The sequence below is a fragment of the Mycobacterium timonense genome (assembly GCF_025821985.1).
Lineage (GTDB): Bacteria > Actinomycetota > Actinomycetes > Mycobacteriales > Mycobacteriaceae > Mycobacterium > Mycobacterium avium.
The window spans coordinates 72,608-96,158 of the sequence record NZ_JACKSY010000008.1 but is presented as its reverse complement, the minus strand read 5'-3'; the positions used below and the strand labels follow the sequence as shown (position 1 = coordinate 96,158).

25 protein-coding genes and 3 pseudogenes are annotated in these 23,551 nt (G+C 71.0%); 20 read left to right on the top strand and 8 right to left on the bottom strand.

Annotated elements, in window-relative coordinates:
• Positions 1 to 15: 15 nt before the first annotated feature.
• The 3 genes and pseudogenes from lepB to H7I87_RS01605 all read left to right on the top strand — a co-directional run bounded on the left by lepB (position 16) and on the right by H7I87_RS01605 (position 2,005).
• Positions 16 to 915 (top strand): signal peptidase I, encoded by a 900-nt coding sequence (gene lepB / locus H7I87_RS01615; protein WP_003875075.1) that lies wholly within the window; start codon positions 16 to 18, stop codon positions 913 to 915.
• Between the two features lie 2 nt (positions 916 to 917).
• Positions 918 to 1,692: pseudogene (locus H7I87_RS01610) on the top strand (ribonuclease HII).
• A 7-nt stretch (positions 1,693 to 1,699) separates the two neighbouring features.
• Positions 1,700 to 2,005 carry a DUF2469 domain-containing protein gene (locus H7I87_RS01605; RefSeq protein ID WP_003875077.1) on the top strand — a complete coding sequence of 102 codons (306 nt, stop codon included), beginning with the start codon at positions 1,700 to 1,702 and terminating at the stop codon, positions 2,003 to 2,005.
• Between the two features lie 6 nt (positions 2,006 to 2,011).
• Here H7I87_RS01605 and H7I87_RS01600 read toward each other — a convergent pair whose 3' ends face one another.
• Entirely contained in the window at positions 2,012 to 2,782 is a 771-nt protein-coding gene (locus H7I87_RS01600) for a GAF and ANTAR domain-containing protein (protein ID WP_011725657.1), read from the bottom strand.
• A gap of 288 nt (positions 2,783 to 3,070) precedes the next feature.
• On the opposite strand from H7I87_RS01600, the gene H7I87_RS01595 reads away from it, so the two are divergent.
• The 4 genes from H7I87_RS01595 to H7I87_RS01580 all read left to right on the top strand — a co-directional run bounded on the left by H7I87_RS01595 (position 3,071) and on the right by H7I87_RS01580 (position 6,946).
• Positions 3,071 to 4,060: an SDR family oxidoreductase gene (locus H7I87_RS01595; protein WP_003878714.1), complete on the top strand. Its 990-nt coding sequence runs from the start codon at positions 3,071 to 3,073 to the stop codon at positions 4,058 to 4,060.
• Positions 4,061 to 4,116: 56 nt separating this feature from the next.
• Positions 4,117 to 4,935, top strand: a complete 819-nt coding sequence (fdhD, locus tag H7I87_RS01590) for a formate dehydrogenase accessory sulfurtransferase FdhD (protein WP_011725656.1) — start codon at positions 4,117 to 4,119, stop codon at positions 4,933 to 4,935.
• A gap of 122 nt (positions 4,936 to 5,057) precedes the next feature.
• Positions 5,058 to 5,435 (top strand): YraN family protein, encoded by a 378-nt coding sequence (locus H7I87_RS01585; RefSeq protein ID WP_029248554.1) that lies wholly within the window; start codon positions 5,058 to 5,060, stop codon positions 5,433 to 5,435.
• The gene (locus tag H7I87_RS01580) at positions 5,435 to 6,946 is read left to right on the top strand and encodes a YifB family Mg chelatase-like AAA ATPase (RefSeq protein WP_009978152.1); all 1,512 of its coding nucleotides are present in this window, start codon (positions 5,435 to 5,437) and stop codon (positions 6,944 to 6,946) included. Before H7I87_RS01585 ends, H7I87_RS01580 begins: the two co-directional genes overlap by 1 nt.
• Before the next feature lie 26 nt (positions 6,947 to 6,972).
• On the opposite strand, the gene H7I87_RS01575 is transcribed toward H7I87_RS01580, so the two are convergent.
• Complete coding sequence (locus H7I87_RS01575; RefSeq protein WP_003875087.1) at positions 6,973 to 7,248, bottom strand: DUF4190 domain-containing protein; 276 nt, start codon at positions 7,246 to 7,248, stop codon at positions 6,973 to 6,975.
• 110 nt (positions 7,249 to 7,358) lie between these two features.
• On the opposite strand from H7I87_RS01575, the gene dprA reads away from it, so the two are divergent.
• The 4 genes from dprA to H7I87_RS01555 are packed head-to-tail and all read left to right on the top strand — an operon-like array spanning position 7,359 to position 11,545.
• Positions 7,359 to 8,525, top strand: a complete 1,167-nt coding sequence (dprA, locus tag H7I87_RS01570; protein ID WP_011725653.1) for a DNA-processing protein DprA — start codon at positions 7,359 to 7,361, stop codon at positions 8,523 to 8,525.
• A gap of 43 nt (positions 8,526 to 8,568) precedes the next feature.
• A complete protein-coding gene (locus H7I87_RS01565) occupies positions 8,569 to 9,420 on the top strand; it encodes a siderophore-interacting protein (protein WP_003875089.1) in 852 nt (283 codons plus the stop codon).
• Positions 9,421 to 9,445: 25 nt separating this feature from the next.
• Positions 9,446 to 10,606, top strand: a complete 1,161-nt coding sequence (locus tag H7I87_RS01560) for a lactate 2-monooxygenase (RefSeq protein WP_011725652.1) — start codon at positions 9,446 to 9,448, stop codon at positions 10,604 to 10,606.
• Positions 10,607 to 10,639: 33 nt separating this feature from the next.
• A complete protein-coding gene (locus H7I87_RS01555; RefSeq protein WP_011725651.1) occupies positions 10,640 to 11,545 on the top strand; it encodes a tyrosine recombinase XerC in 906 nt (301 codons plus the stop codon).
• 109 nt (positions 11,546 to 11,654) lie between these two features.
• Here the strand turns inward: H7I87_RS01555 and H7I87_RS01550 are convergent.
• Positions 11,655 to 12,119, bottom strand: a pseudogene (locus H7I87_RS01550) (M23 family metallopeptidase); the annotation flags it as partial.
• A 304-nt stretch (positions 12,120 to 12,423) separates the two neighbouring features.
• Here H7I87_RS01550 and rpsB point away from each other — a divergent pair.
• The 3 genes from rpsB (at position 12,424) to H7I87_RS01535 (ending at position 15,576) form a co-directional block, all read left to right on the top strand.
• A complete protein-coding gene (rpsB, locus tag H7I87_RS01545; protein ID WP_003875093.1) occupies positions 12,424 to 13,254 on the top strand; it encodes a 30S ribosomal protein S2 in 831 nt (276 codons plus the stop codon).
• Positions 13,255 to 13,267: 13 nt separating this feature from the next.
• Complete coding sequence (gene tsf, locus H7I87_RS01540) at positions 13,268 to 14,095, top strand: translation elongation factor Ts (protein WP_011725650.1); 828 nt, start codon at positions 13,268 to 13,270, stop codon at positions 14,093 to 14,095.
• A gap of 62 nt (positions 14,096 to 14,157) precedes the next feature.
• On the top strand, positions 14,158 to 15,576 hold the full coding sequence (locus H7I87_RS01535) for an amidase (protein ID WP_023861087.1): 1,419 nt from the start codon (positions 14,158 to 14,160) through the stop codon (positions 15,574 to 15,576).
• Here H7I87_RS01535 and H7I87_RS01530 read toward each other — a convergent pair whose 3' ends face one another.
• Positions 15,577 to 15,999, bottom strand: a complete 423-nt coding sequence (locus tag H7I87_RS01530) for a MarR family winged helix-turn-helix transcriptional regulator (RefSeq protein ID WP_003875096.1) — start codon at positions 15,997 to 15,999, stop codon at positions 15,577 to 15,579.
• Between the two features lie 118 nt (positions 16,000 to 16,117).
• On the opposite strand from H7I87_RS01530, the gene H7I87_RS01525 reads away from it, so the two are divergent.
• On the top strand, positions 16,118 to 16,531 hold the full coding sequence (locus H7I87_RS01525) for a ChaB family protein (protein ID WP_011725648.1): 414 nt from the start codon (positions 16,118 to 16,120) through the stop codon (positions 16,529 to 16,531).
• 90 nt (positions 16,532 to 16,621) lie between these two features.
• Here H7I87_RS01525 and H7I87_RS01520 read toward each other — a convergent pair.
• Both H7I87_RS01520 and H7I87_RS01515 read right to left on the bottom strand, forming a co-directional pair.
• Positions 16,622 to 17,461 (bottom strand): annotated as a pseudogene (locus H7I87_RS01520) (SDR family oxidoreductase).
• A gap of 59 nt (positions 17,462 to 17,520) precedes the next feature.
• Positions 17,521 to 17,697, bottom strand: a complete 177-nt coding sequence (locus tag H7I87_RS01515; RefSeq protein WP_003875100.1) for a hypothetical protein — start codon at positions 17,695 to 17,697, stop codon at positions 17,521 to 17,523.
• A 312-nt stretch (positions 17,698 to 18,009) separates the two neighbouring features.
• Between H7I87_RS01515 and H7I87_RS01510 the strand changes: the two genes are divergently transcribed.
• Complete coding sequence (locus H7I87_RS01510; protein ID WP_019732352.1) at positions 18,010 to 18,582, top strand: MPT63 family protein; 573 nt, start codon at positions 18,010 to 18,012, stop codon at positions 18,580 to 18,582.
• Positions 18,583 to 18,677: 95 nt separating this feature from the next.
• Positions 18,678 to 19,616, top strand: a complete 939-nt coding sequence (locus H7I87_RS01505; protein WP_033711950.1) for a lysophospholipid acyltransferase family protein — start codon at positions 18,678 to 18,680, stop codon at positions 19,614 to 19,616.
• A gap of 23 nt (positions 19,617 to 19,639) precedes the next feature.
• Here H7I87_RS01505 and H7I87_RS01500 read toward each other — a convergent pair whose 3' ends face one another.
• Together H7I87_RS01500 and mbp1 are read right to left on the bottom strand one after the other, a co-directional pair.
• On the bottom strand, positions 19,640 to 20,335 hold the full coding sequence (locus H7I87_RS01500; protein ID WP_009978105.1) for a winged helix family transcriptional regulator: 696 nt from the start codon (positions 20,333 to 20,335) through the stop codon (positions 19,640 to 19,642).
• Between the two features lie 168 nt (positions 20,336 to 20,503).
• Positions 20,504 to 20,743, bottom strand: coding sequence for a microaggregate-binding protein 1 (gene mbp1, locus H7I87_RS01495; protein WP_003875104.1), 240 nt, complete (start codon positions 20,741 to 20,743; stop codon positions 20,504 to 20,506).
• 331 nt (positions 20,744 to 21,074) lie between these two features.
• Here mbp1 and pyrH point away from each other — a divergent pair, with 331 nt between their 5' ends.
• The 3 genes from pyrH (at position 21,075) to H7I87_RS01480 (ending at position 23,519) form a co-directional block, all read left to right on the top strand.
• Positions 21,075 to 21,872: a UMP kinase gene (gene pyrH, locus H7I87_RS01490; protein WP_003875105.1), complete on the top strand. Its 798-nt coding sequence runs from the start codon at positions 21,075 to 21,077 to the stop codon at positions 21,870 to 21,872.
• A 121-nt stretch (positions 21,873 to 21,993) separates the two neighbouring features.
• Positions 21,994 to 22,551 (top strand): ribosome recycling factor, encoded by a 558-nt coding sequence (frr, locus tag H7I87_RS01485; protein WP_003875106.1) that lies wholly within the window; start codon positions 21,994 to 21,996, stop codon positions 22,549 to 22,551.
• A gap of 146 nt (positions 22,552 to 22,697) precedes the next feature.
• On the top strand, positions 22,698 to 23,519 hold the full coding sequence (locus tag H7I87_RS01480; RefSeq protein WP_050595261.1) for a phosphatidate cytidylyltransferase: 822 nt from the start codon (positions 22,698 to 22,700) through the stop codon (positions 23,517 to 23,519).
• The last annotated feature ends 32 nt before the right edge of the window (positions 23,520 to 23,551 follow it).

Here is a 23,551-nt window from a genome sequence, read left to right as displayed (position 1 = left end):
GGCTACGCTGATCTCGTGACCGACACCGCGGATTCCTCTAACCCCCAGTCCCACGCTGGCGACGCAGATCCGAAGGTCTCCACCCGCAACCCGGATACCCGCCCCGACGACGACGCCGGCGCGCCCGCACCGGTTCCCGAACCGGGGACCAAGCCCGACGCAGCCGCTCCCACCGAGGGCTCCAAGCGTTCGACGCTGCGCGAATTCGCCATCCTGGCGGTGATCGCCGTGCTGCTCTACTACGTCATGCTGACCTTCGTGGCGCGGCCGTACCTGATTCCGTCGGAGTCCATGGAGCCCACGCTGCACGGCTGCACCGGCTGTGTGGGCGACCGGATCATGGTCGACAAGGTCAGCTACCGCTTCGGCGCCCCGCGCCCCGGCGACGTGATCGTCTTCAAGGGCCCGCCGTCGTGGAACCTCGGCTACAAGTCGATCCGGTCCAACAACACCGCGCTGCGCTGGGCGCAGAACGCGCTGTCCTTCGTCGGCTTCGTCCCACCGGACGAGAACGACCTGGTCAAACGGGTGATCGCGGTCGGGGGGCAGACCGTGCAGTGCCGGGCCGAGACCGGGCTGACGGTCAACGGCAAGCCGCTGCGCGAGCCCTACCTGGATCGCAACACCATGGCCGCCGACCCGTCGGTGTACCCGTGCCTGGGCAGTGAGTTCGGCCCGGTCACCGTGCCGGCCGGGCGGCTGTGGGTGATGGGCGACAACCGGACCCACTCCGCGGATTCACGCGCGCACTGCACCAGCGTGCCGGCCGAGGCGCTCAAGGGCGTGTTGTGCACCGGGGATCCGGCGTCGGGAACCGTGCCGGTGTCCAACGTGATCGGCAAGGCCAGGTTCATCGTGTGGCCGCCGTCCCGCTGGGGCGGGGTGGGATCGGTGAACCCGCAACAGGGGCAGTAACCATGGCCACGACGTGGCCGCCCCGGACGGTGATTCGTAAATCGTCGGGTCTGCGCACCCTGGAGTCGGCGCTGTACCGCAGCGGGCTGGGGCCGGTGGCCGGCGTCGACGAGGTGGGCCGCGGCGCCTGCGCCGGACCGCTGGTGGTGGCGGCCTGCGTGCTCGGCCCGGGGAAGCTGGAAAGCCTTGCTGCCCTTGATGATTCGAAAAAGCTGACGGAGAGCGTGCGGGAGCGGCTGTTCCCGGTGATCCGCCGCTATGCGCTGGCCTACCACGTGGTGTTCATTCCGCCGGCGGAGGTGGACCGCCGCGGCGTGCACGTCGCCAACATCGAGGGGATGCGCCGTGCCGTGGCCGGGCTGTCGCTGCGGCCCGGCTACGTGCTCAGCGACGGCTTCCGGGTGCCCGGGTTGGCGGTGCCGTCGCTGCCGGTGATCGGGGGCGACGCCGTCGCGGCGTGCATCGCGGCCGCCAGCGTGCTGGCCAAGGTCAGCCGGGACCGGTTGATGGTGGCGATGGACGCCGAGCACCCCGGCTACGGCTTCGCCGACCACAAGGGCTACAGCACGCCGGCGCACAGCGCGGCGCTGGCCCGGCTGGGCCCGTGCCCGCAGCATCGTCATTCGTTCATCAACGTGCGGCGGGTGGCCAACGGCTCGGGCGGCCGGGTGGTGGCCGACTGCAAACCGGACCTACCGCTGCAGCGCGACGAGGGCCGGTGAGGAAAGATGGGATGGCGAGGGCAGTGTCTCCGAAGAAGGACGTCTGAGCAGATGAGTGGCAGATGAGCGCAGAAGATCTCGAAAAGTATGAAACCGAGATGGAGCTCTCGCTGTACCGCGAATACAAGGACATCGTCGGACAGTTCAGCTACGTCGTGGAAACCGAACGGCGCTTCTACCTGGCCAACAGCGTGGAGATGACGCCGCGCAACGCCGACGGCGAGGTCTACTTCGAGCTACGGCTCTCCGACGCCTGGGTGTGGGACATGTACCGGCCGGCGCGGTTCGTCAAGCAGGTGCGGGTGGTCACCTTCAAGGACGTCAACATCGAAGAGGTCGAAAAGCCCGAGCTGCGGCTGCCCGAATAGCCCGGCCTAGGTGTTGGGCGGCAGCTGGTTCTCGATCTCGGGTGGCAGCTGACCGCGGTTGTCGATCACGGCGCGCGCCACCTCGGCCAGCTTGATGTTGAGCGCCTGGGAGTGGCGGCGCAGCAGGTCGAACGCCTCGTCCTCGGTCATCTCGTGCAACAGCATCAACATGCCGACCGCCTTGCCGATCTCGCGGTTGGACAGCAGCCCGCGGCGCAGGCTCGCGGCGTCCTCGCCCTTGGCGACGGCGTTGATGGCGACGCTGGCGAAGGCGGCCAGCACCGCCGCCCGGCCGGCCGACTCGGCGTCGAACATGTTGGGGGTGTCGCTGAACAGGTTGAGCGCCGCGCCCTTGCGCTTGTCGACCGGCAGCCGAAAGCCCATCGCACCGCGCACCGGGGTCTCGGCGACCAGCACGGAGGCCAGCTTGGGCCACAGCGACGGCGTGGTCAGGTCGGGGTCGATCTGCGGCGTCTCCTCCTCGATCGCGTCGATGCAGGGGCCGTCGCCGGCCCGGCGTTCCAGCTCGTCGATGTGCCGGGCCAGCTGGTCGCTGGCGCCGACGGTGACGTAGCGGTCGTTCTCGCGCACCAACAGGCTGGCGTGGTCGCAGCCGCGCACCGTCAGGGTGGCGGCGATGCAGATGGCGGCATATATCTCGTTGGCGTCCGAGCCCTGGTAGATGATCTCGGCCAGCGCCGCGAAAACCGTCGCGGGGTCGGCTTTCTCCCCGCCCGCCGCGGATGCCACCGCGCCGGCTTCCGATTGTTCCGCCATGCTGCTGCCTCGTTTCCTGCGGTGCCGGCGGGATGACCCGCTCCCCAACGCCGTAAATTATCTCCTCGCCGACACCAGCCTTACATGCCGTTTGGCCGGGTTGCCGACGGCATCCGCCGTCACCGCCGGTCGTCGACGGGGTGGGATGCCCGCCCGTGGGCGGCGGGCGCGATCGCGCGCGGGTTGGAATGATGGTTCTACCACGCGCCGAGCGGGCGTGCGCGACGCCGGCCTCGCACGGTTTCGGCCGGCCGCCGGGGGGAAGGACGTCTGTATGGGGGTGACCGAGTGGGTGTGACCGTCGCGGTGACCGGACCGACGGGGGAGATCGGCCGCTCCGCGGTGACGGCACTGGAGCGCGAACCGGGCGTGGACGCGATCATCGGGATGGCTCGCCGGCCGTTCTCCCCGTCCTCGCGCGGCTGGCAGAAGACCACCTACCAGCAGGGCGACATCCTGGACCGGGAGGCCGTCGACGCGGTGGTCGCGCAGGCCGACGTGGTGATCCACCTGGCCTTCATCATCATGGGTTCGCGCGACGAGAGCGCCCGCGTCAACCTGCAGGGCACCCGCAACGTCTTCGAGGCGACGGTGGCGGCCGGGCGGCCGCGGCGCCTGGTGTACACGTCGTCGGTGGCGGCCTACGGCTACCACTCCGACAACCCCGTCCCGCTGACCGAGGACGTGCCGGCGCGCGGCTCAGCCGAGCATTACTACTCGGCGCAGAAGGCCGCGTCCGAGGCGATGCTCGCCGAGATCACCAAGGATTCGCCGCTGGAGGTGTTCGTGCTGCGGCCCTGCATCGTGGCCGGGCCGGGCGCGACCGCGCTGGCCGACGCGATGCCGTGGAACCAGCTGCCCGGCCCGCTGCGCGCCATCGTCAAAGCGGTGCAGGCGATCCCGGTGCTCAAGCCGGTGGTGCCGGACCCCGGTTATCCGCTGCAGTTGGTCCACCACGACGACGTGGCGTCGGCCATCGCGCTGGCCGCCACCGCGCCGGCGCCCCCGGGGGCGTACAACATCGCCGGCGACGGGGTGGTGACGGTGGCCGACGTGGCCAAGGCGCTGGGCGGGCGGCCGGTGCGGGTGCCGGCCGTGGCGGCGACGGCGGCCTCGGCGGCGATATCCAAGGCGCCGCTGGTGCCCTCGATGCTGGAATGGCTGCACACCGCGCGCACGTCGATGGTGATGGACACCACCAAGGCCAAAACCCAACTGGGCTGGCGGCCCGTGCACACCTCGGCGCAGGCGCTGGCGGCGCTGGCGTCGGCGGTGTGATCGGCTCGTGGGTCTGCCGCGGCTCGCTGACCCACCGGTCGCGGTAGTTTGAGGCGGTGCAGGTAACGTCGCGCCGGCGGGTCACGCATCTGACCGCAGGGCAGGCGACCACCCGACCGGAGACCCTGGTCGTCGAGGAGCCGTTGGAGATCCGGGTGGGCGGCGCCGCGGTCACCGTGACGATGCGCACGCCGGGCTCGGATTTCGAACTGGCCCAAGGCTTTCTGCTGACCGAGGGCATCATCGGGGCCCGCGAGGACGTGCACAGCATCCGCTACTGCGCCGGGCGCGGCGAGGACGGCGCGAACAGCTACAACGTGCTGGACGTCACGCTGGCGGCCGGCCTCGGCCGCCCCGAGCTCGACATCACCCGCAACTTCTACACCACCTCCTCGTGCGGGGTGTGCGGCAAGGCGTCGCTCGAGGCGGTGCGATCGGTCAGCCGGTTTTCGCCGGCCGCCGACCCCGCCACCGTCGCGGCCGCCACCCTGCAGGCGATGCCACACCAATTGCGTTCGGCGCAAAAGGTTTTCGACAGCACCGGGGGTCTGCATGCGGCCGCGCTGTTCCGCGCCGACGGCACCATGCTGGTGGTGCGCGAAGACGTCGGTCGGCACAACGCGGTCGACAAGGTGATCGGCTGGGCGCTGGAGCAGCAGCGGCTGCCACTGCGCGCCACGGTGTTGCTGGTCAGCGGGCGGGCGTCGTTCGAGCTGGCCCAGAAGGCGGTGATGGCCGGCATCCCGGTGCTGGCGGCGGTGTCCGCGCCGTCGTCACTGGCGGTGTCGCTGGCCGAGGAGTCCGGAGTCACGTTGGTGGCCTTTCTGCGGGAGGACTCGATGAACATCTACACCCGGGCCGACCGGATCGGCTGAACCGCACCGGTGGCACGGCGCGGCTGTGGATGCGAGCCGCACTGGGGATAACCGGCCGGTGCGGGCGGCCGCGCCCGGCGGCCCGGCCTCGCCCGTCGGCGGCGCCGGGCAGGGTGGCCGCCATGACGACCGAAACGACGATGACCCGGATCCAGCTGGGCGCGATGGGTGAGGCGCTCGCCGTGGACCACCTGACCCGGATGGGGCTGCGGGTGCTGCACCGCAACTGGCGCTGCCGCTACGGAGAACTCGACATCATCGCCTGCGACGACGCCACGTCCACGGTGGTGTTCGTCGAGGTCAAGACCCGCACCGGCGACGGCTACGGCGGGCTGCCGCAGGCCGTCACGCCGCGCAAGGTCCGCCGGCTGCGCCGGCTGGCCGGGCTGTGGCTGGCCGGCCAGGACCGGGGCTGGGCGGCCATCCGCATCGACGTGATCGGCGTGCGGGTGGGGCGCCGCCGCACCCCGGAGATCACGCATCTGCAGGGGATCGGCTGATGGCGCTGGGACGCGCGTTCTCCGTCGCGGTGCGCGGCGTGGACGGACAGATCGTGGAGATCGAGGCCGACATCACGTCCGGTCTGCCCGGCGTGCATCTGGTGGGGTTGCCGGACGCCGCGCTGCAGGAGTCGCGCGACCGGGTCCGGGCGGCGGTCAGCAACTGCACCAACAACTGGCCGCAGGCGCGGCTGACGCTGGCGCTGTCGCCGGCGACGCTGCCGAAAATGGGCAGCGTCTACGACATCGCTCTGGCGTCGGCGGTGCTGTCGGCGCAGCGGAAGAACCCGTGGCACCGGCTGGACAAGACGGTGCTGCTGGGCGAGCTGTCGCTGGACGGGCGGGTCCGGCCGGTGCGCGGGGTGCTGCCCGCGGTGCTGGCCGCCAAGCGCGACGGCTGGCCGGCCGTGGTGGTCCCGGCCGACAACCTGGCCGAGGCCAGCCTGGTCGACGGCATCGACGTGTGGGGCGTGCGCACGCTGGGCCAGCTGCAGGACTGGCTGAGCGGCATCGGCGCCCTGGACGGCCGGATCGAGCCGGACACCACCGTCCCGGAGCCGACGGCGGATCTGGTCGACGTGGTCGGGCAGACGCAGGCCCGGTTCGCGGTGGAGTTGGCCGCGGCCGGGGCCCACCACCTGATGCTCACCGGCCCGCCGGGGGTGGGCAAAACGATGCTCGCGCAACGCCTTCCGGGGCTGCTGCCGCCGCTGACGGAGAGCGAGTCGCTGGAAGTCACCGCGATTCACTCGGTGGCCGGGCTGCTGTCGGGGGACACGCCGTTGATCACCCGGCCGCCGTTCGTGGCGCCGCATCACAGCTCCAGCGTCGCGGCGCTGGTCGGCGGCGGCTCCGGGATGGCCCGCCCGGGCGCGGTCAGCCGGGCCCATCGCGGGGTGCTGTTCCTCGACGAGTGCGCCGAGATCCGGCTCAGCGCGCTGGAGGCGCTGCGAACACCGTTGGAGGACGGCGAGATTCGGCTGGCCCGCCGCGACGGCGTGGCCTGCTACCCGGCCCGCTTCCAGCTGGTGCTGGCCGCCAACCTGTGCCCGTGCGCGCCGGCCGATCCGCAGGACTGCGTCTGCGCGGCGGTCGCCAAGCGGCGCTACCTGGGCAAGCTGTCCGGGCCGCTGCTGGACCGGGTGGACCTGCGGGTGCAGATGCATCCGGTGCGGGCCGGCGCGTTCGGCGGCGGCGACGGCGAATCCACCGCGCAGGTCCGCCGGCGGGTCGCGCAGGCGCGGCAAGCCGCGGCGCAGCGCTGGCTGCCGTACGGGTTTCGCACCAACGCCGAGGTGAGCGGGCCGCTGCTGCGCCGCAAGTTCCGGCTGGGCAGCGCGGCGATGGATCCGCTGCAGAAGGCGCTGGACCGCGGACTGCTCAGCATCCGGGGCCTGGACCGCACCCTGCGGGTCGCGTGGAGCGTGGCCGACCTGGCCGGGCGCACATCGCCGGGACCCGAGGAGGTCGCCGCCGCGCTGAGCTTTCGCCAGGCGGGGGCGCAGCGATGAACGCGGCGGCGCGCCGACGGGCCGGGTCACCAGCGCAGCAGGGTCAGCCAGTCGGTGTGCCCGCCGCGCAGCGCGATCGCGACGGTCACCAGGATCGCGAACGCGCGGGCGAATTGCGCCATGGCGCGGCCGCTTTCGCCGCGCGTTTGGATCTCGCGCAGCGCGATGCAGGCCAGCACGATGGCGATCACCGGGATGGGAAAACCGAGCCAGGCGACCAGGCTCAGCGCGAACGCCGCGACCGCCCACGGGTTTTTGGGACGTTGCGACGCGGCGTAGCCCAGCGGCAGGTCGAGGATCATCGTTCGCTCCGTTCGGTGCGGGCCGGCGGGCGGCCGTCGGCGGACCACACCACAGTCGCGGGCGAGGCTGGACGGATTCTTGGCGGATTCTTGGAACCGGGAGCACGGCGATGACGGCCGCCGACCCCCGGGCGTTGCGCGCCTGGGCCTACCTGTCCCGGGTCGCCGAACCGCCCTGCCCCGGGCTGGGCGCCCTGGTGCGCCGGGTCGGGCCGGTGGAGGCGGCCGAGCGGGTCCGGCGCGCAGCGGTCGACGACGCGCTGGCCAAACACACCGAAGCCCGGCGCGAGATCGACCGCGCGGCGGCCGATCTCGAGCTGATCGCCCGGCGCGGCGGGCGGTTGGTCACCCCCGACGACGACGAGTGGCCGGTGCTGGCCTTCGCCGCGTTTGGCGCGGCGACACCCCGCCCGCCCGGCACCGCGCCGATGCTGGCGCCGCTGGTGCTGTGGGCGCAGGGCCCCGCCCGGCTCGACGAGGTCGCCCACCGCGCGGCCGCCGTGGTCGGCACCCGCGCCGCGACCGCCTACGGCGAGCAGGTCGCCGGCGACCTGGTGGCCGGGTTGGTGCAGCGCGACGTCGCGGTCGTCTCCGGCGGCGCCTACGGCATCGACGGCGCGGCGCACCGCGCCGCGCTGGACTGCGACGGCGTCACCGTGGCGGTGCTGGCCGGCGGGCTCGACGTCGCCTACCCGAGCGGTCACTCCGCGCTGCTGCACCGGATCGGGCAGCACGGCCTGCTGTTCACCGAATATGCGCCCGGTGTCCGCCCGGCCCGCTACCGCTTCCTGACCCGCAATCGGCTCGTGGCCGCGATGGCGGGGGCCACCGTCGTGGTGGAGGCCGGGCTGCGCAGCGGCGCGGCCAACACCGCGGCCTGGGCGCGCGCGCTGGGCCGGGTGGTGGCGGCGGTGCCGGGGCCGGTGACGTCGTCGGCCTCGGCGGGCTGCCACGCGCTGCTGCGCAACGGCGCCGAGCTGATCACCCGCGCCGAGCACGTCGTCGAGCTCATCGGCCACATCGGCGAATTGGCCGCCGAGGAGCCGCACCCGGTCACGCCGCTGGACGGCCTGGGCGAGGCCGAACGCCGGGTGTACGAGGCGTTGCCGGGCCGCGGCGCGGCCACCGTCGAGCAGCTCGCGGCCGGCTGCGGGTTGCTGCCCGAGCAGGCGCTGGGGCCGCTGGCGATGCTCGAGCTGGCCGGGCTGGTGCGCCGCCAGGACGGGCGCTGGAGGATCGTGCGGACCGCCGCGGGCCCGGCCCCGCCACCGGCGTGACTCGTATAGTCGACGGCGGGTCGAGGTTTGGACAGGAGGACACGTGGCGGGCCGACCACTGCAAAGCTTCGAGGTTGTCAGGACCGAACAACTCACCCCGCATATGGTGCGGGTCGTGCTGAGGGGCAAGGATTTCGACGCCTTCGTGCCGAGCAAGTTCACCGACTCCTACGTCAAGCTGGCCTTCGTCGCCGACGACGTGGACGTGGCCGGGCTGCCCCAGCCGTTGACCCTGGACAGCTTCGCCGAGCTACCGGCCGAGAAGAAGCCTTCGGTGCGCACCCTGACGGTCCGCCACGTCGACGCCGCGTCCCGCCAGATCGCCCTGGACGTCGTCGTGCACGGCGAACACGGGATCGCCGGGCAGTGGGCGGCCACGGCCCAGCCCGGCCAGCCGATCTACCTGATGGGTCCCGGCGGCGCCTACACCCCCGACCCGGCCGCCGACTGGCATCTGCTGGCCGGCGACGAATCGGCGCTGCCGGCCATCGCCGCGGCACTGGAGGCGTTGCCGCCCAGCGCGGTCGGGAAGGCCTTCATCGAGGTCGCCGGCCACGAGGACGAGATCCCGCTGACCGCGCCCGACGGTGTCGAGGTGCACTGGGTGTACCGCGGCGGCCGCGCCGACCTGGTTCCCGAGGACCGCGCCGGCGATCACGCGCCGCTGATCGAGGCCGTCACCAGTGCCCCCTGGCTGCCCGGGCAGGTGCACGTCTTCATCCACGGCGAGGCCCAAGCCGTCATGCACAACCTGCGGCCCTACGTCCGCAAGGAGCGCGGCGTCGACGCGAAATGGGCGGCGTCGATCTCGGGCTACTGGCGCCGCGGCCGCACCGAAGAGACGTTCCGGCAGTGGAAGAAGGAACTGGCCCAGGCGGAGTCGGCGCAAGCCTGACGGCCCGACTGGCATCCTCTATCTCATGGCGTTCGGCGACTACCAGAACGAGATCTACTTCCGCGGCCTGGGCGGGGTGGCGCCGTCGCTGCCGATGGCCTTCGCCGAGCTGGAGTCCCGCGCCGAGCGGGCCATGTCGCCGTCGGTGTGGTCCTACGTCACCGGCGGCGCCGGCGACGAACGCACCCAGCGGGCCAACCGGGAGGCGTTCGACCGCTGGGGCCTGATCCCGCGCATGTTCGTCGGCGCCGCCGAACGCGACCTGTCGGTGCAGATGTTCGGCCTGACCCTGCCGTCGCCGGTGTTCATGGCGCCGATCGGCGTCATCGGCATCTGCGCCCAGGACGGCCACGGCGACCTCGCCACCGCGCGGGCGGCCGCGGCCACCGGCGTCCCCATGGTCGTTTCCACCCTGACCGCCGACCCGATGGAAGACGTCGCCGCGCAGTTCGGCGACACCCCCGGCTTCTTTCAGCTCTACACCCCGAAGGACCGGGAGCTGGCCGCCAGCCTCGTGCACCGGGCCGAGGCCGCCGGCTTCAAGGGCATCATCGTCACCCTGGACACCTGGATCCCCGGCTGGCGACCGCGCGACCTGTCCACCGCCAACTTTCCCCAGCTGCGGGGGATGTGCCTGAGCAACTACACCAGCGATCCGGTGTTCCGCGCCGCCCTGGCGCGCCCGCCCGAGGAGGACCCGCAGGGCACCGTGCTGCAGTGGATATCGACCTTCGGAAACCCGCTGACCTGGGACGACCTGCCCTGGCTTCGGTCGCTGACCGATCTGCCGCTGATCATCAAGGGCATCTGCCACCCCGACGACGCCCGCCGCGCCCGCGACGGCGGCGTCGACGGCATCTACTGCTCCACCCACGGCGGACGCCAGGCCAACGGCGGGCTGCCGGCGCTGGACTGCCTGCCCGGGGTGGTCGAGGCGGCCGACGGCCTGCCGGTGCTGTTCGACTCCGGGATCCGCAGCGGCGCCGACGTCGTCAAGGCGCTCGCGCTGGGCGCCACCGCGGTCGGCATCGGCCGCCCGTACGCGTACGGCCTGGCGCTCGGCGGCGTCGACGGCATCGTGCACGTGCTGCGCTCGATCCTGGCCGAGGCCGACCTCATCATGGCCGTCGACGGATATCCGACGCGCAAAGATCTCACCCCGGACACGCTTCGGCGCGTCGTCTGAGTCCGGCCGCTCGGTTTCTGCCAGCGTGGGGGAGTGCCGGACAGCGAACCGATCCTCGAGGAGTTCGACGAGTACCTGGCGCTGCAGTGCGGGCGTTCGGCGCACACCCGCCGCGCCTACCTCGGCGACCTGCGCTCGCTGCTGGCCTTCGCCGGTGAGCGCGGCACGGGCCTGGACGGGCTGAGCCTGCCCCTGCTGCGCTCCTGGCTGTCCGCGGCCGCCGCCGGCGGCGTCGCCCGCACCACGCTGGCCCGCCGCACCTCGGCGGTCAAGGCGTTCACCGCCTGGGCCGTGCGGCGCGGCCTGCTGACCGCGGACCCGGCGGCTCGGCTGCAGGTGCCCAAGACGCACCGCACCCTGCCCGCGGTGCTGCGCCAGGACCAGGCGCTGGGCGCCATGGCCGCCGCTAAAAACGGTGCGGCACAAGGAGATCCGATCGCGTTGCGGGACCGGCTGATCGTCGAGATGCTGTATGCCACCGGGATCCGGGTCAGCGAGCTGTGCGGCCTGGACATCGACGACGTGGACACCGGGCGCCGGCTGGTCCGCGTCCTGGGCAAGGGCAACAAGCAGCGCAGCGTCCCGTTCGGGGCGCCGGCCGGCGAGGCGCTGCACGCGTGGCTGGCCGACGGGCGGCCCGCCCTGGCGAACGCGGAGTCCGGCCCGGCGCTGCTGCTGGGCGCCCGCGGCCGCCGGCTCGACGTCCGCCAGGCCCGCACCGTGGTGCACCAGACGATCGCGGCGGTCAGCGGTGCGCCGGACATGGGACCGCACGGGCTGCGCCACAGCGCGGCCACCCACCTCCTGGAAGGCGGCGCCGACCTGCGGGTGGTCCAGGAACTGCTGGGTCATTCCAGCCTGGCCACCACCCAGCTCTACACCCATGTCGCGGTCTCGCGGCTGCGCGCCGTGCACGACCAGGCCCATCCGCGGGCCTGACCGGCGACGCGCGCGTCGAGTGTGAACCCTGGGCGGCGACACGCCGACGATCCGCGCCGCGATGCAACACCGAACGCCGAGGTGCAACACTCGAGCGCGCTCAACCGCCCAGCGGCTTGAGCCGGATCGGGGTGGACGCGACCAGGCCCAGCGGATCGACGTAGCGTGCGCCCGACGCCGGACCCCACATCGCGCCCCAGTGCAGGCAGGCCCCTCCAGCTGGAGAGGCCCGGCAGCCGGGGTGCCCGGGCAGCAGCTCGCCCAGCACCGTCTGCGCCGTCACCGGCTGCCCGACCCGCACCACCGCCCGGACGGGCTCGTAGCTGGTGCGCAGCCCGCCGGGATGTGCCACCGACACCACCGGCCGCCCGGCGAGCAGCCCGGCGAACACCACGGTCCCCGCGCCCGCCGCGTACACCGGCTGACCGGCGGTGCCGGCCAGATCGACGCCCCGGTGGCCGGGATGCCAGTCCTGGGCCGGGGCGTCGAACGCCCGCACCACCACCGGCGGCGGGCGCAGCGGCCACTCCAGGCGAAGATCGCCGGCCGCCGCCGGGACCGCGCCGACCAGGCCCACGACCAGCATCAGCGCCGCCCACCGCACGCACCGAGTTCAGCGCCGCGGCGGCGGCGCCGCCAGTCACGGCCGCGGCGGCTGTGGAAAAAGCACCTGCTGAATGGGTGTAAACTGCTGGTCGCAGCTCGTCCGCGGGCTGACTTCGCGCGTCTGCATCGCGTCTCGGAGTTTCCACGAGGAGATCGCACCGCATGCCGACCGGTCCCACCCGGGTTTCCGGGCTGGGTTCGGCATCGCCGCAGGCGCCAGGGCCCGGCCTCACCCGATGCCGGGCGACAACCGACACAAGTGAGGCACCTCCATGGCCGTAGTCACCATGAAGCAGCTGCTCGACAGCGGCACCCACTTCGGGCACCAGACCCGTCGCTGGAACCCCAAGATGAAGCGGTTCATCTTCACCGACCGCAACGGCATCTACATCATCGACCTGCAGCAGACGCTGACGTTCATCGACAAGGCGTACGAGTTCGTCAAGGAAACCGTCGCCCATGGCGGCACCGTGCTGTTCGTCGGCACCAAGAAGCAGGCGCAGGAATCCATTGCGGCAGAAGCGACCCGGGTCGGCATGCCGTACGTCAACCAGCGCTGGCTCGGCGGCATGCTGACCAACTTCTCCACCGTGCACAAGCGGCTGCAACGCCTCAAGGAACTCGAGGCCATGGAGCAGACCGGCGGCTTCGAGGGCCGCACCAAGAAGGAGATCCTCGGGCTGACCCGCGAGAAGAACAAGCTCGAGCGCAGCCTCGGCGGTATCCGCGACATGAGCAAGGTGCCGTCGGCGATCTGGGTCGTCGACACCAACAAGGAGCACATCGCCGTCGGCGAGGCCCGCAAGCTGGGCATCCCGGTCATCGCGATCCTGGACACCAACTGCGACCCCGACGAGGTCGACTACCCGATCCCGGGCAACGACGACGCCATCCGCAGCGCCGCGCTGCTGACCAAGGTGATCGCCTCCGCGGTCGCCGAGGGCCTGCAGGCCCGCGCCGGCGTGGGCCGCGGTGACGGCAAGCCGGAGGTCGAGGCCGCCGAGCCGCTCGCCGAGTGGGAGCAGGAGCTGCTCGCCTCGGCCACTGCGACAGCCGCCCCCACCGAAGCGGGCGCACCCGAACCCACCACCGACCCCTCCTAAGGAAGGCTGACCATTGGCCAACTTCACCGCTGCCGACGTCAAGCGGCTTCGGGAACTCACCGGTGCCGGCATGCTCGACTGCAAGAACGCCCTGGCCGAATCCGACGGCGACTTCGACAAGGCGGTCGAGGCGCTGCGGATCAAGGGCGCCAAGGACGTCGGCAAGCGCGCCGAGCGGGCGACGGCCGAGGGCCTGGTGGCCGCCCAGGGCGGCGCGCTGATCGAGCTGAACAGCGAGACCGACTTCGTCGCCAAGAACGCCGAATTCCAGGCGCTTGCCGACCAGATCGTGGCGGCGGCCGCGTCCTCGAAGGCCGCCGACGTCGACGCGCTGAAAGCCGCGAAAATCGGTGACACGACCGTCGAGCAGGCGATCGCCGAGCTGTCGGCCAAGATCGGCGAGAAGCTGGAGCTGCGCCGCGTCGCGCACTTCGACGGCACCGTCGAGGCCTACCTGCACCGGCGGGCGGCCGACCTGCCGCCCGCGGTCGGCGTGCTGGTCGAGTACCAGGGCTCGGGCAAAGACAGCGACAAAGAGGCCGCCCACGCGGTCGCGCTGCAGATCGCCGCACTCAAGGCCCGCTACCTGTCCCGCGACGACGTGCCCGAGGACGTGGTGGCCAGCGAGCGCCGCATCGCCGAGGAAACGGCCAAGGCGGAGGGCAAGCCGGAGCAGGCGCTGCCCAAGATCGTCGAGGGCCGGTTGAACGGCTTCTTCAAGGACGCCGTGCTGCTCGAGCAGCCGTCGGTGTCCGATAGCAAGAAGACCGTCAAGGCGCTGCTCGACGAGGCCGGCGTGACCGTCACCCGGTTCGTGCGCTTCGAGGTCGGCCAGGCCTGACCGGTCGCGCGCGGCGGCACAAAACCTCCCGGTGGCGTGCCCGCGCGGGTTAGCGTCGGTGCATGCGACACGTGCACGCGTTCGGCGACGACGCCCTCGGCGACCTCGACGCGGTCGGGCTGGCCGACGCCCTCCGAGCCGGTCGGGTGAGCCGGGCCGAGGTGGTCGAGGCCGCGATCGCGCGCACCGAGGCCGTCGACCCGATGCTGAATGGCTTGGCGTACGCGGCTTTTCAGCAGGCGCGGGCGGCCGCCGAGCGGCCCGACCCGCCCGCCGGTTTCTCCGCGTTTTTCGACGGCGTCCCGACGTTCATCAAGGACAACATCGACGTCGCCGGCCAGCCCACCATGCACGGCACCGACGCGTGGACGTCGTACAACGCCGTCGCAGACAGCGTGTTCACCCGGCTGTACCTGGCCACCGGGCTGATCTCGGTGGGCAAGACACAGCTGTCGGAGTTCGGTTTCAGCGCGGCGGCCGAGCATCCCCGGCTGGGCCCGGTCCGTAACCCGTGGGACACCGACTACACCGCCGGGGCGTCGTCGTCGGGATCGGGCGCGTTCGTCGCCGCCGGCGTGGTGCCGATCGCGCACGCCAACGACGGCGGCGGCTCCATCCGCATCCCGGCGGCCTGCAACGGGCTGGTCGGGCTCAAGCCGTCGCGCGGGCGGCTGCCGCTGGATGCCACGCTGCGCCGGATGCCGGTCGGGGTGGTGGCCAACGGGGTGGTGACGCGTTCGGTGCGCGACACCGCGGCGTTCTACCGGGAGGCCGAGCGGATCTGGCGCAACCTCAGGCTGGCGCCGATCGGCGACGTCACCGGCCCGGGCCGCCAGCGGCTGCGGATCGCGGTGTTGACCCGGTCGATCCAGCGCGAGTGCAGTCCGCGGATCCGGGAGCTGACGCTCAAGACGGCCGGCCTGCTCGAGGAGCTCGGCCACCGGGTCGAGCTCCTCGACGAGCCCCCGGTCGCGGCCAGCTTCGTCGACGATTTCGTGCTGTATTGGGGGTTTTTGGCGCTGGCCCAGGTGCGCAGCGGCCGGCACCTGTTCGGCCCGACGTTCGACCGCGACAAGCTGGACACCCTCACCCGGGGCCTGTATCGGCACACCAGCCGCAACCTGCACCGCCTGCCGCTGGCGATCGCGCGGCTGCGCCGGGCGCGACGGCGCACCGCGCCCCTGTTCGGCGTCTACGACGCGGCGCTGACCCCGACCGTCGCCGACGAGACGCCGCGCATCGGTTTCCTGGCGCCGACCGACTATCAGCAGGTGATCAGCCGGTTGATCGACTGGGTGTCGTTCACCCCGCTGCACAACGTCACCGGCGAGCCGGCCATCTCGCTGCCGTTGGCGCAGTCCGAGCACGGCATGCCGGTCGGCATGATGCTGTCGGCCGACATTGGCCAGGAGGCGTTGCTGCTGCAGCTGGCCTACGAGCTGGAAGAGGCGCGGCCGTGGGCGCGCATCCAGGCCGCCTGATCAGCCGTCGGAGCCCAGTTTCTGCAGCATTCGTTTGAACTCGCGCTGCTGAGTCTCGGTGAGCTTGGCCAGGATTCGGGCATCGGCGCCGCGCACGGCGGCTTCGGCCCGCTTGAGCAGGGTGCGGCCCGCGCCGGTCAGGTGGGCCGGCAGCGAGCGCCCGGACGACACCGACGACGGCCGCGCCACCGCGCCGACCTCCTGCAGCCGGCGCAGCACCGTGTTCATCGCCTGCGGGGTGACGCCCGCGCGGCGGGACAACTCCGCACTCGACATGCCCGGGAACATCGAAAGAATGCGCAGGCAAACGAATTCGGGCAGGGTCAAACCCAGCGGGCCCAGCGCCCCGGAAACCTCCGGGCGCAGCGCGGCCCCCACCCGGTACAGCAGGTAACCCAGCGGCGCGTCGTCGGCCTCAGTCATGTCAACGATCTTGACATATCGCGGCGCCCCGGTGCGGGTGTTCGGCGGCGTGATTGCCGGCCCCGCAACGGGGTAACCGTCCGGCGGTAACCAGTCGGGTGGCACACGAGGAGGTCCGATGCCCAAGACGACCAAGGGCGGCGCGCCCAAGAAGGGCGAATTGCCCAGCACCCTGCAACGTTCCAGCGCCAAGGCGCAGCGGACGTTCGCCAAAGCCCATGACGCGGCCGCGCAGGAGTACGGCAGCGAGGAACGCGCGCACCGGGTGGCCTACTCGGCGGTCAAACACAGTTTCGAGAAGGTCGGCGACCACTGGGAGCCCAAGGCGAAGAAGGGTCCCTCCGACCCGCGGGCCCGCAGCGGTGGCCCGCGGGCGTCCGGTGCGTCGGCCGAGGGCGTCGACGCCAACGCGAGCAAGAAGCACCTGCTGGACGTGGCCCGCCGACTCGATGTCCGGGGCCGCTCGACGATGACCAAGTCCGAGTTGGTCGACGCGATCAAGAAGCACAACCGCCGGGCGCGGGCCCGCTGACCGCACGCCAAACCAGCGGCGGCTCTGGTGTTTTCACCGGTTTAGCCGCCCGGCCGGTGGGCAACGTCAAGCGGCCCAATGCCTTTGGCGCTAGAGGATGGGCCGTCCGCCGGTGACGGCGACCCGCGCCCCGGAGATGTAGCTCGCCTCGTCGGAGGCCAGCAGCACGTAGATGGGCGCCAGTTCGGCCGGCTGCCCGGCGCGGCCCAGCGGCACGTTGTCGCCGAACGACTCCACGCTGTCCGGCGGCATGGTGGACGGGATCAGCGGTGTCCAGATCGGCCCCGGCGCCACGCTGTTGACCCGAATTCCCTTGTCTCACAGCAGCTGGGCCAGGCTGGCCGAGAAGTTGGCGATGGCCGCCTTGGTGGCCGCGTAGGGCGCCAGGGTGGGATTGGGCGTATCGGAGTTCACCGAGGAGCTGCCGATGATCGACGAGCCGGCGCGCAGATGCGGCAGCACGGCCTTGGTCAGGTAGAAATAAGCGCCGACGTTGAGCCGGAAGGTGTAGTCCCACTCCTCGTCGCTGATCTCGTCGAGGTTCTTGTGCATCATTTGATAGGCGGCGTTGTTGACCAGGATGTCCACCCCGCCCAGCTCCCGCACCGCGCGGTCCACCACCGCCCGGCAGTGGGCGGGATCGGACAGGTCGCCGGGCACCAGCACGCATTTGCGGTCGGCGTCGGTGACGTGGCGGGCCACGTCGCGCGCGTCGTCGTCCTCGTTGAGGTAGGCGATCAGCACGTCGGCGCCCTCGCGGGCGTAGGCGATCGCCACCGCCCTGCCGATGCCGCTGTCGCCGCCGGTGATGATCGCCTTTTTGCCGAGCAGTTTTCCCGAACCCCGGTAACTGTTTTCACCACAGTCCGGAATTGGTTCCATCTTCGCCTGCACGCCCGGGACGGATTGTTGTTGCGCCACAAAGCCCATCGGATTTCCTCAGCTGCTCGAAAATTCGTCGTCCATTGCCTCGGCGGCCATGTGCCGCTTCAGGATTCGCGCCGGCTGGGGCCGGCGGTCGGCACGTCCGGGTCGTCGTCGGCCGGCGGTTCCGGATCGCGCCATTCCTCGCTGCGGCTGGTCCGGTTACCCCGGACGGTGCCGTCCAATTCGTGCTTGAGCTCGTCGTCTTGGCGTGAACTGTGCTTGGAGTTGCCGCGTTGCACCCGACTGCTCCCTTCGCGGATATCTCGACTCGCGTCCTTCCGGGCGGGCGGACGCCCTTGGCGACGACTACCCGGCGGGGCAGCGCCTAATCGCACCCGGAGCGCGGTTGCCGGTGTGAGTGCTGAGACGGCTGTTATGAGCTGAGGCCGAAGATGTCGTCGGGTAAGTAATGCCATTTGTCCGCGTTTGCGCCGGTTGGGCGGTTGATTCGGGGCGCCGGTGTTTAAGTCGAAGATTTGTTGGCTATTTGCCGGATTATCTGCGAAAGGCCCTTCCGGGGGGCAATTGTTCGAGACGAAAGGAAATGAACAATGAAGGTCACCAAGAACGCCGTGCTGACAGCCGCCGCTGCCGGGGGTATCGCGGCGGCGAGCGTGTTCGCGGCGACGCCGGCCGCCGCCGCGCCCAACATCCAGGGGTTCGGCGTCAGCGAGCAGCTGGTGGACGGGCCGCTGGTCACCGACTACACGGTGAGCAATCTGCAGCCCAGCAACGTCAGCATTCCGGGTTACACCCCGAAAGGCACGCTCTACCAGGCCGACGTCAGCGTCCGCTCGGACGGTGGGGTGGTCACCCCGATGGTCCACGACTTCATCGCCCGCGGCCCCAACGGCCAGAACTACCGGGTGATCGACAACGTGGCGGTGCCCAACGGCCTGAGCCCCGCGCCGATCCCGCAGGGCACCGAGTCGACCGGGACGCTGTACTTCGACGTGACCGGCGCGCCGCCCAACGGCGTGGTCTACAACGACGGCATGCAGGACGTCCTGATGTGGACCTCCAACGTGCCCAGCTCCGCGCCCGGCGCGCCGAACAGCCCCGCACCGGGTGCGCCGAACAGCCCGGCGCCGGGCGCCCCGCCCGCGCCGGCGGCGCACACGTAAACCGTCGAACCGTCGAAGAACTCCCCGCACCGCAATGGTGCGGGGAGTTTTGCGGTGCGGGAATCGTGCGGGCGCGAATCGGGTATCCGGAATTCATGAGTAACCCCGATCACAGACCGACGCAGGTGCGCGCCCAGGCGCAGCGCCACGCCGCCGAAACCCGGGCGGCCATGCAGGAGCGACGCAACGGCCAACGCGGCGGGCTGAGCGGATGGGTCGCCGAGCGGGCGGCCCGATGGGATCTGTCCGGCCAGGACGAGGACACCCTGCAGCGGCAGAAGTATCTGTGGAATGCGCTGGTGGACTACTGGTTTCGGATGGAGATCGACGGGTGGGAGAACATTCCGGACACACCGCCGGCGTTGCTGGTCGGGGTGCACTCCGGGGCGCCGTTCGTCTGGGACGCCTGGACCGTCGGCCTGCAGTGGTGGCGCCGGTTCGGGCCGGACCGCCCGCTGCACGGCACCGCCCACGACGCATTGATGGCAATCCCGTTGTTCGGGCGCTACTTCCGCTCGATGGGGGTCCTTCCGGCGGCCCCGGACGCGATCGCCACCGCGCTGGCGGAGGGGCGTGACGTGGCGCTGTGGCCCGGTGGGGAAGTGGACTCGCTGCGGCCGTGGACCGAGCGGGACCGCGCCAACCTGGCCGGGCGGACCGGGTTCGTCAAGATGGCGATCCGCGCCGGCGTGCCCATCGTGCCCATCGCCACCGTCGGCGGCGCCGACGCCATGCCGGTGCTGATTCGCGGCGACCGGCTCTCGAAAGCCTTGCGGCTGGACCGTTTACTGCGGCTCAAGGTGTTCCCGTTGGCGATCTCGCTGCCCTGGGGGATCGCACCGGCCGCGCTGCCTCAGCTGCCGCTGCCGGCCAAGATCCGGACGCGGTTCATGCCCCCCGTCGAACTCGACAACGATCCCGCGCGGGTGCAGGACGACGAATACGTCGAGCGCAAATACCGGGAGGTGCAGGACTCGATCCAGCAGGGAATGGACGCGCTGGCGCGCCGGCGGGCATTCCCGGTCTTCGGCTGATCCTCATCGAAAAGCGTTGCCGCTCACGGCTTCTGGTGCCCAACGATCCATTCCGGCTGCGGTGGCGTCGGCACCCGATAGCCGACTCCGCGGACCGTGCCGACCAGCGACTGGTGCCGGGTGCCCAGCTTGGCGCGCAGCCGCCGGATGTGCACGTCGACGGTGCGGGCCCGCCCGTTGCCCTCATAGCCCCACGCCTGCTGCATCAGCCGGGTCCGCGTGAACGCCTGACCGGCATGCTGCACAAGGAAATTCAGGAGTTTGAACTCGGTCAGGGTCAGGTTCAGTTCCCGGCCGTCCAGCGACGCGGTGAAGCTGGCCGGGTGCAGCAACAGATCGCCGAATTTCAGGGTGCCGTCCAGGCCGCCGCGGCGGCGCCCGATGGCCAGCCGCAGCCGCGCCTGCAACTCCTCGGCGCAGGTGCCGGGCAGCATCACGTCGTCGAAATTGCAGTCGACGTCCACCGCCGCGCAATCGGCCGGGGCGACCAGCGCCACCACCGCGGTCGCCGGATGATCGGCCGTCAGCCGGTGGCTCACCGCCTGGGCGGCGGCCACGTTGCTGCGCGCGTCGATGATCGCCACATCCGCGGGGCCGAATTGCCCGTCGCCGTCGGTGCTAAGCGCGGCGCGGCGTGCCGGGCGGGCGAATCTGCTCAGATCGGGTAGCGCCGATTCGAAATCGTCCTCGTTGGTGAGGACCACCACGTCCAACGACATCTCCAAACCTCGTGAGGTTCTCGCTTCCCCCGGTCCGTAGGCACCTCTGCGGGAGATGTCTGACAGCGCCGTACTGGATACCCGCCCCGCCGGAAACTATGCAGGCGATCCCAGAAAAGCGATGGGCCCGGCCCATTTTCACGGACCGGACCCATCTTTTCCAGCGAGCTACTGGTTGGCCCTCTGGCGCTCCTCGGCGGCCTCGGCGCCGCCGCGGGCGGCCTCGGCCTCGGCTTCCTTCTTCGCCGCGTCGCGCTGCGCTTCGGCCTTGTCCTGCTGCGCCTGGCCCTCCCGGGTCAGGTCGTCACGACCGGCCACCGCGCCCACGGCCTCCTTGGCCTTTCCTTTGACGTCCTCGACGACGCCCTTCACCGCTTCCGCGGGTCCCGACTTGTTTTCTTCCGCCATGGAACCGTTCCTCCTCTTGGCGTACTGCGAGCGATGCACGCTCGAACGACGATCGCGAGCGATCGATCCGGTCATACGGCGAGGCAGGTCCTCGTTGCTCAAGACCGCGTATTTCCGCCGCGTCCTGGCGGATTCCCCCGCCACCGAGCCCTCAAACGCGCACCGGCGCGCCGCCGCAATCCGGTACCGAGAGACTCGAAAATCGGTCGGGCAGGCCAACTGTGCGCATAATGCACCCCGGCGAGGCCGCGTTGTGCTGCGATGAGGCAGGATGTGAAATGCCGTTCCGGAGAGACTCGTCCCGGGATGGCACTCTCATGCGAGGAGTCTGATGACGGAGTCCAGGGAGCCCCACGTCGCCGGCTCGGCGGCTCCGAGGCCAGAGCCGGCGAACGGACTGGCTTCCGGCCAGCCGTCGAGCCGGGCCCGGTATTCGCGAGTGCTGCTCAAGCTGGGCGGCGAGATGTTCGGTGGCGGGCAGGTCGGTTTGGATCCCGACGTCGTCGCGCAGGTGGCCCGGCAGATCGCCGAGGTGGTCCGCGGCGGCGTCCAGGTGGCGGTGGTGATCGGTGGCGGCAACTTCTTCCGCGGCGCTCAGCTTCAGCAGCGCGGCATGGAGCGCACCCGTTCGGATTACATGGGCATGCTGGGCACGGTGATGAACAGCCTGGCGCTGCAAGACTTCCTGGAGAAGGAAGGCATCGTCACCCGGGTGCAGACCGCGATCACGATGGGCCAGGTGGCCGAGCCCTATCTGCCGTTGCGCGCGGTGCGCCACCTGGAGAAGGGACGGGTGGTGATCTTCGGGGCCGGCATGGGCCTGCCTTACTTCTCCACCGACACCACGGCCGCGCAGCGGGCGCTGGAGATCGGCGCCGAGGTGGTGCTGATGGCCAAGGCCGTCGACGGCGTGTTCTCCGCGGATCCCCGGCAATATCCCGAGGCCGAGCTGATCACCGCGATCAGCCACCGCGAGGTCATCGACCGCGGGCTGCGCGTGGCCGATGCGACGGCGTTCAGCCTGTGCATGGACAATGGCATGCCGATCCTGGTGTTCAATCTGCTGACCAATGGCAATATCGCCCGCGCGGTCGCCGGTGAGAAGATCGGGACGCTGGTCACCACCTGAGGAGGAGCGGCGCAGATGATCCGCGGCGGCGACGATGCAGAGCGTAGCGATGAGGAGGAGCGGCGCAGATGATCCGCGGCGGCGACGATGCAGAGCGTAGCGATGAGGAGGAGCGGCGCAGATGATTGACGAGGCTCTCTTCGACGCGGAAGAGAAGATGGAGAAGGCCGTAGCGGTTGCCCGTGACGACTTGTCGACCATCCGGACCGGCCGCGCCAACCCGGGCATGTTCTCCCGGATCGTGATCGACTATTACGGCGCGGCCACCCCCATCACCCAGCTGGCCAGCATCAACGTGCCCGAGGCGCGGCTGGTGGTGATCAAGCCCTACGAGGCCAGTCAGGTCGGGGCGATCGAGACGGCCATCCGCAACTCCGACCTGGGCGTCAACCCCACCAACGACGGCACCCTGATCCGGGTGGCGGTGCCCCAGCTGACCGAGGAGCGCCGCCGCGAGCTGGTGAAGCAGGCCAAGAGCAAGGGGGAGGATGCCAAGGTGTCGGTGCGCAACATCCGCCGCAAGGCGATGGAGGAGCTGCACCGCATCCGCAAGGACGGCGAGGCCGGCGAGGACGAGGTCGGGCGGGCCGAAAAGGACCTGGACAAGACCACCCATCAGTACATCACCCAAATCGACGAGCTGGTCAAGCACAAAGAAGGCGAGCTGCTGGAGGTCTAGCGACCATCCGGCAGCGAAGTTGATTCAGGTCCGTGGCTACCTCAGATCCCGGTGCAGGCGACGAGCCGGAGCATGCCGTCGAGAACACGACCGAGGGCGCGGCCGGGCAGCGGGCCAAGAAGAAAACCTCCCGGGCCGGACGTGACCTGCGGGCCGCCATCGCGGTGGGCGCCGGTATCGGCGCCGTGCTCATCGTCACGCTGGTGTTCGCGCCCCGCTTCTGGGTGCCGATCGTCGCGATGGCCATCCTGGTCGCCAGCCATGAGGTGGTCCGCCGGCTGCGCGAGGCCGGATACGTCATCCCGGTCATTCCGTTGCTGGCCGGCGGCCAGCTCACGGTGTGGCTGACCTGGCCGTTCCACGCCGCCGGCGCGTTGGCCGGCTTCGGCGTCACCGTGGTGGCCTGCCTGTTCTGGCGGTTGTTCATGCAGGACAACCGCAAGCGCCCCGAGCCGTTCGCCGGTTCGCCCTCGGCGAACTACCTGCGCGACGCGTCGGCCACCGTCTTCCTGGCCTGCTGGGTGCCGTTGTTCGCCTCCTTCGCCGCCCTGCTGGTCTATCCCGCCGACGGTGCCGGGCGGGTGTTCTGCCTGATGATCACCGTGGTGGCCTCCGACGTCGGCGGCTACGCCGTGGGCGTGCTGTTCGGCAAGCATCCGATGGTCCCGGCGATCAGCCCCAAGAAATCCTGGGAGGGCCTGGCCGGCTCGCTGGTGCTGGGTATCACCGCGGCCACCCTGGCGGCGACTTTTCTGGCCGGCAAGGCGCCGTGGGTGGGCGCGCTGCTGGGGGTGGTGCTGGTGTTCACCTGCACCCTCGGCGACCTGGTGGAGTCGCAGGTCAAGCGTGACCTGGGCATCAAGGACATGGGCCGGCTGCTGCCCGGCCACGGCGGCCTGATGGACCGGCTGGACGGTGTGCTGCCGTCGGCGGTCGCCGCCTGGACGGTGCTGACGCTCGTTCCGTAGGCCGGCCCCGGCGATGACCGATACTGGACGGG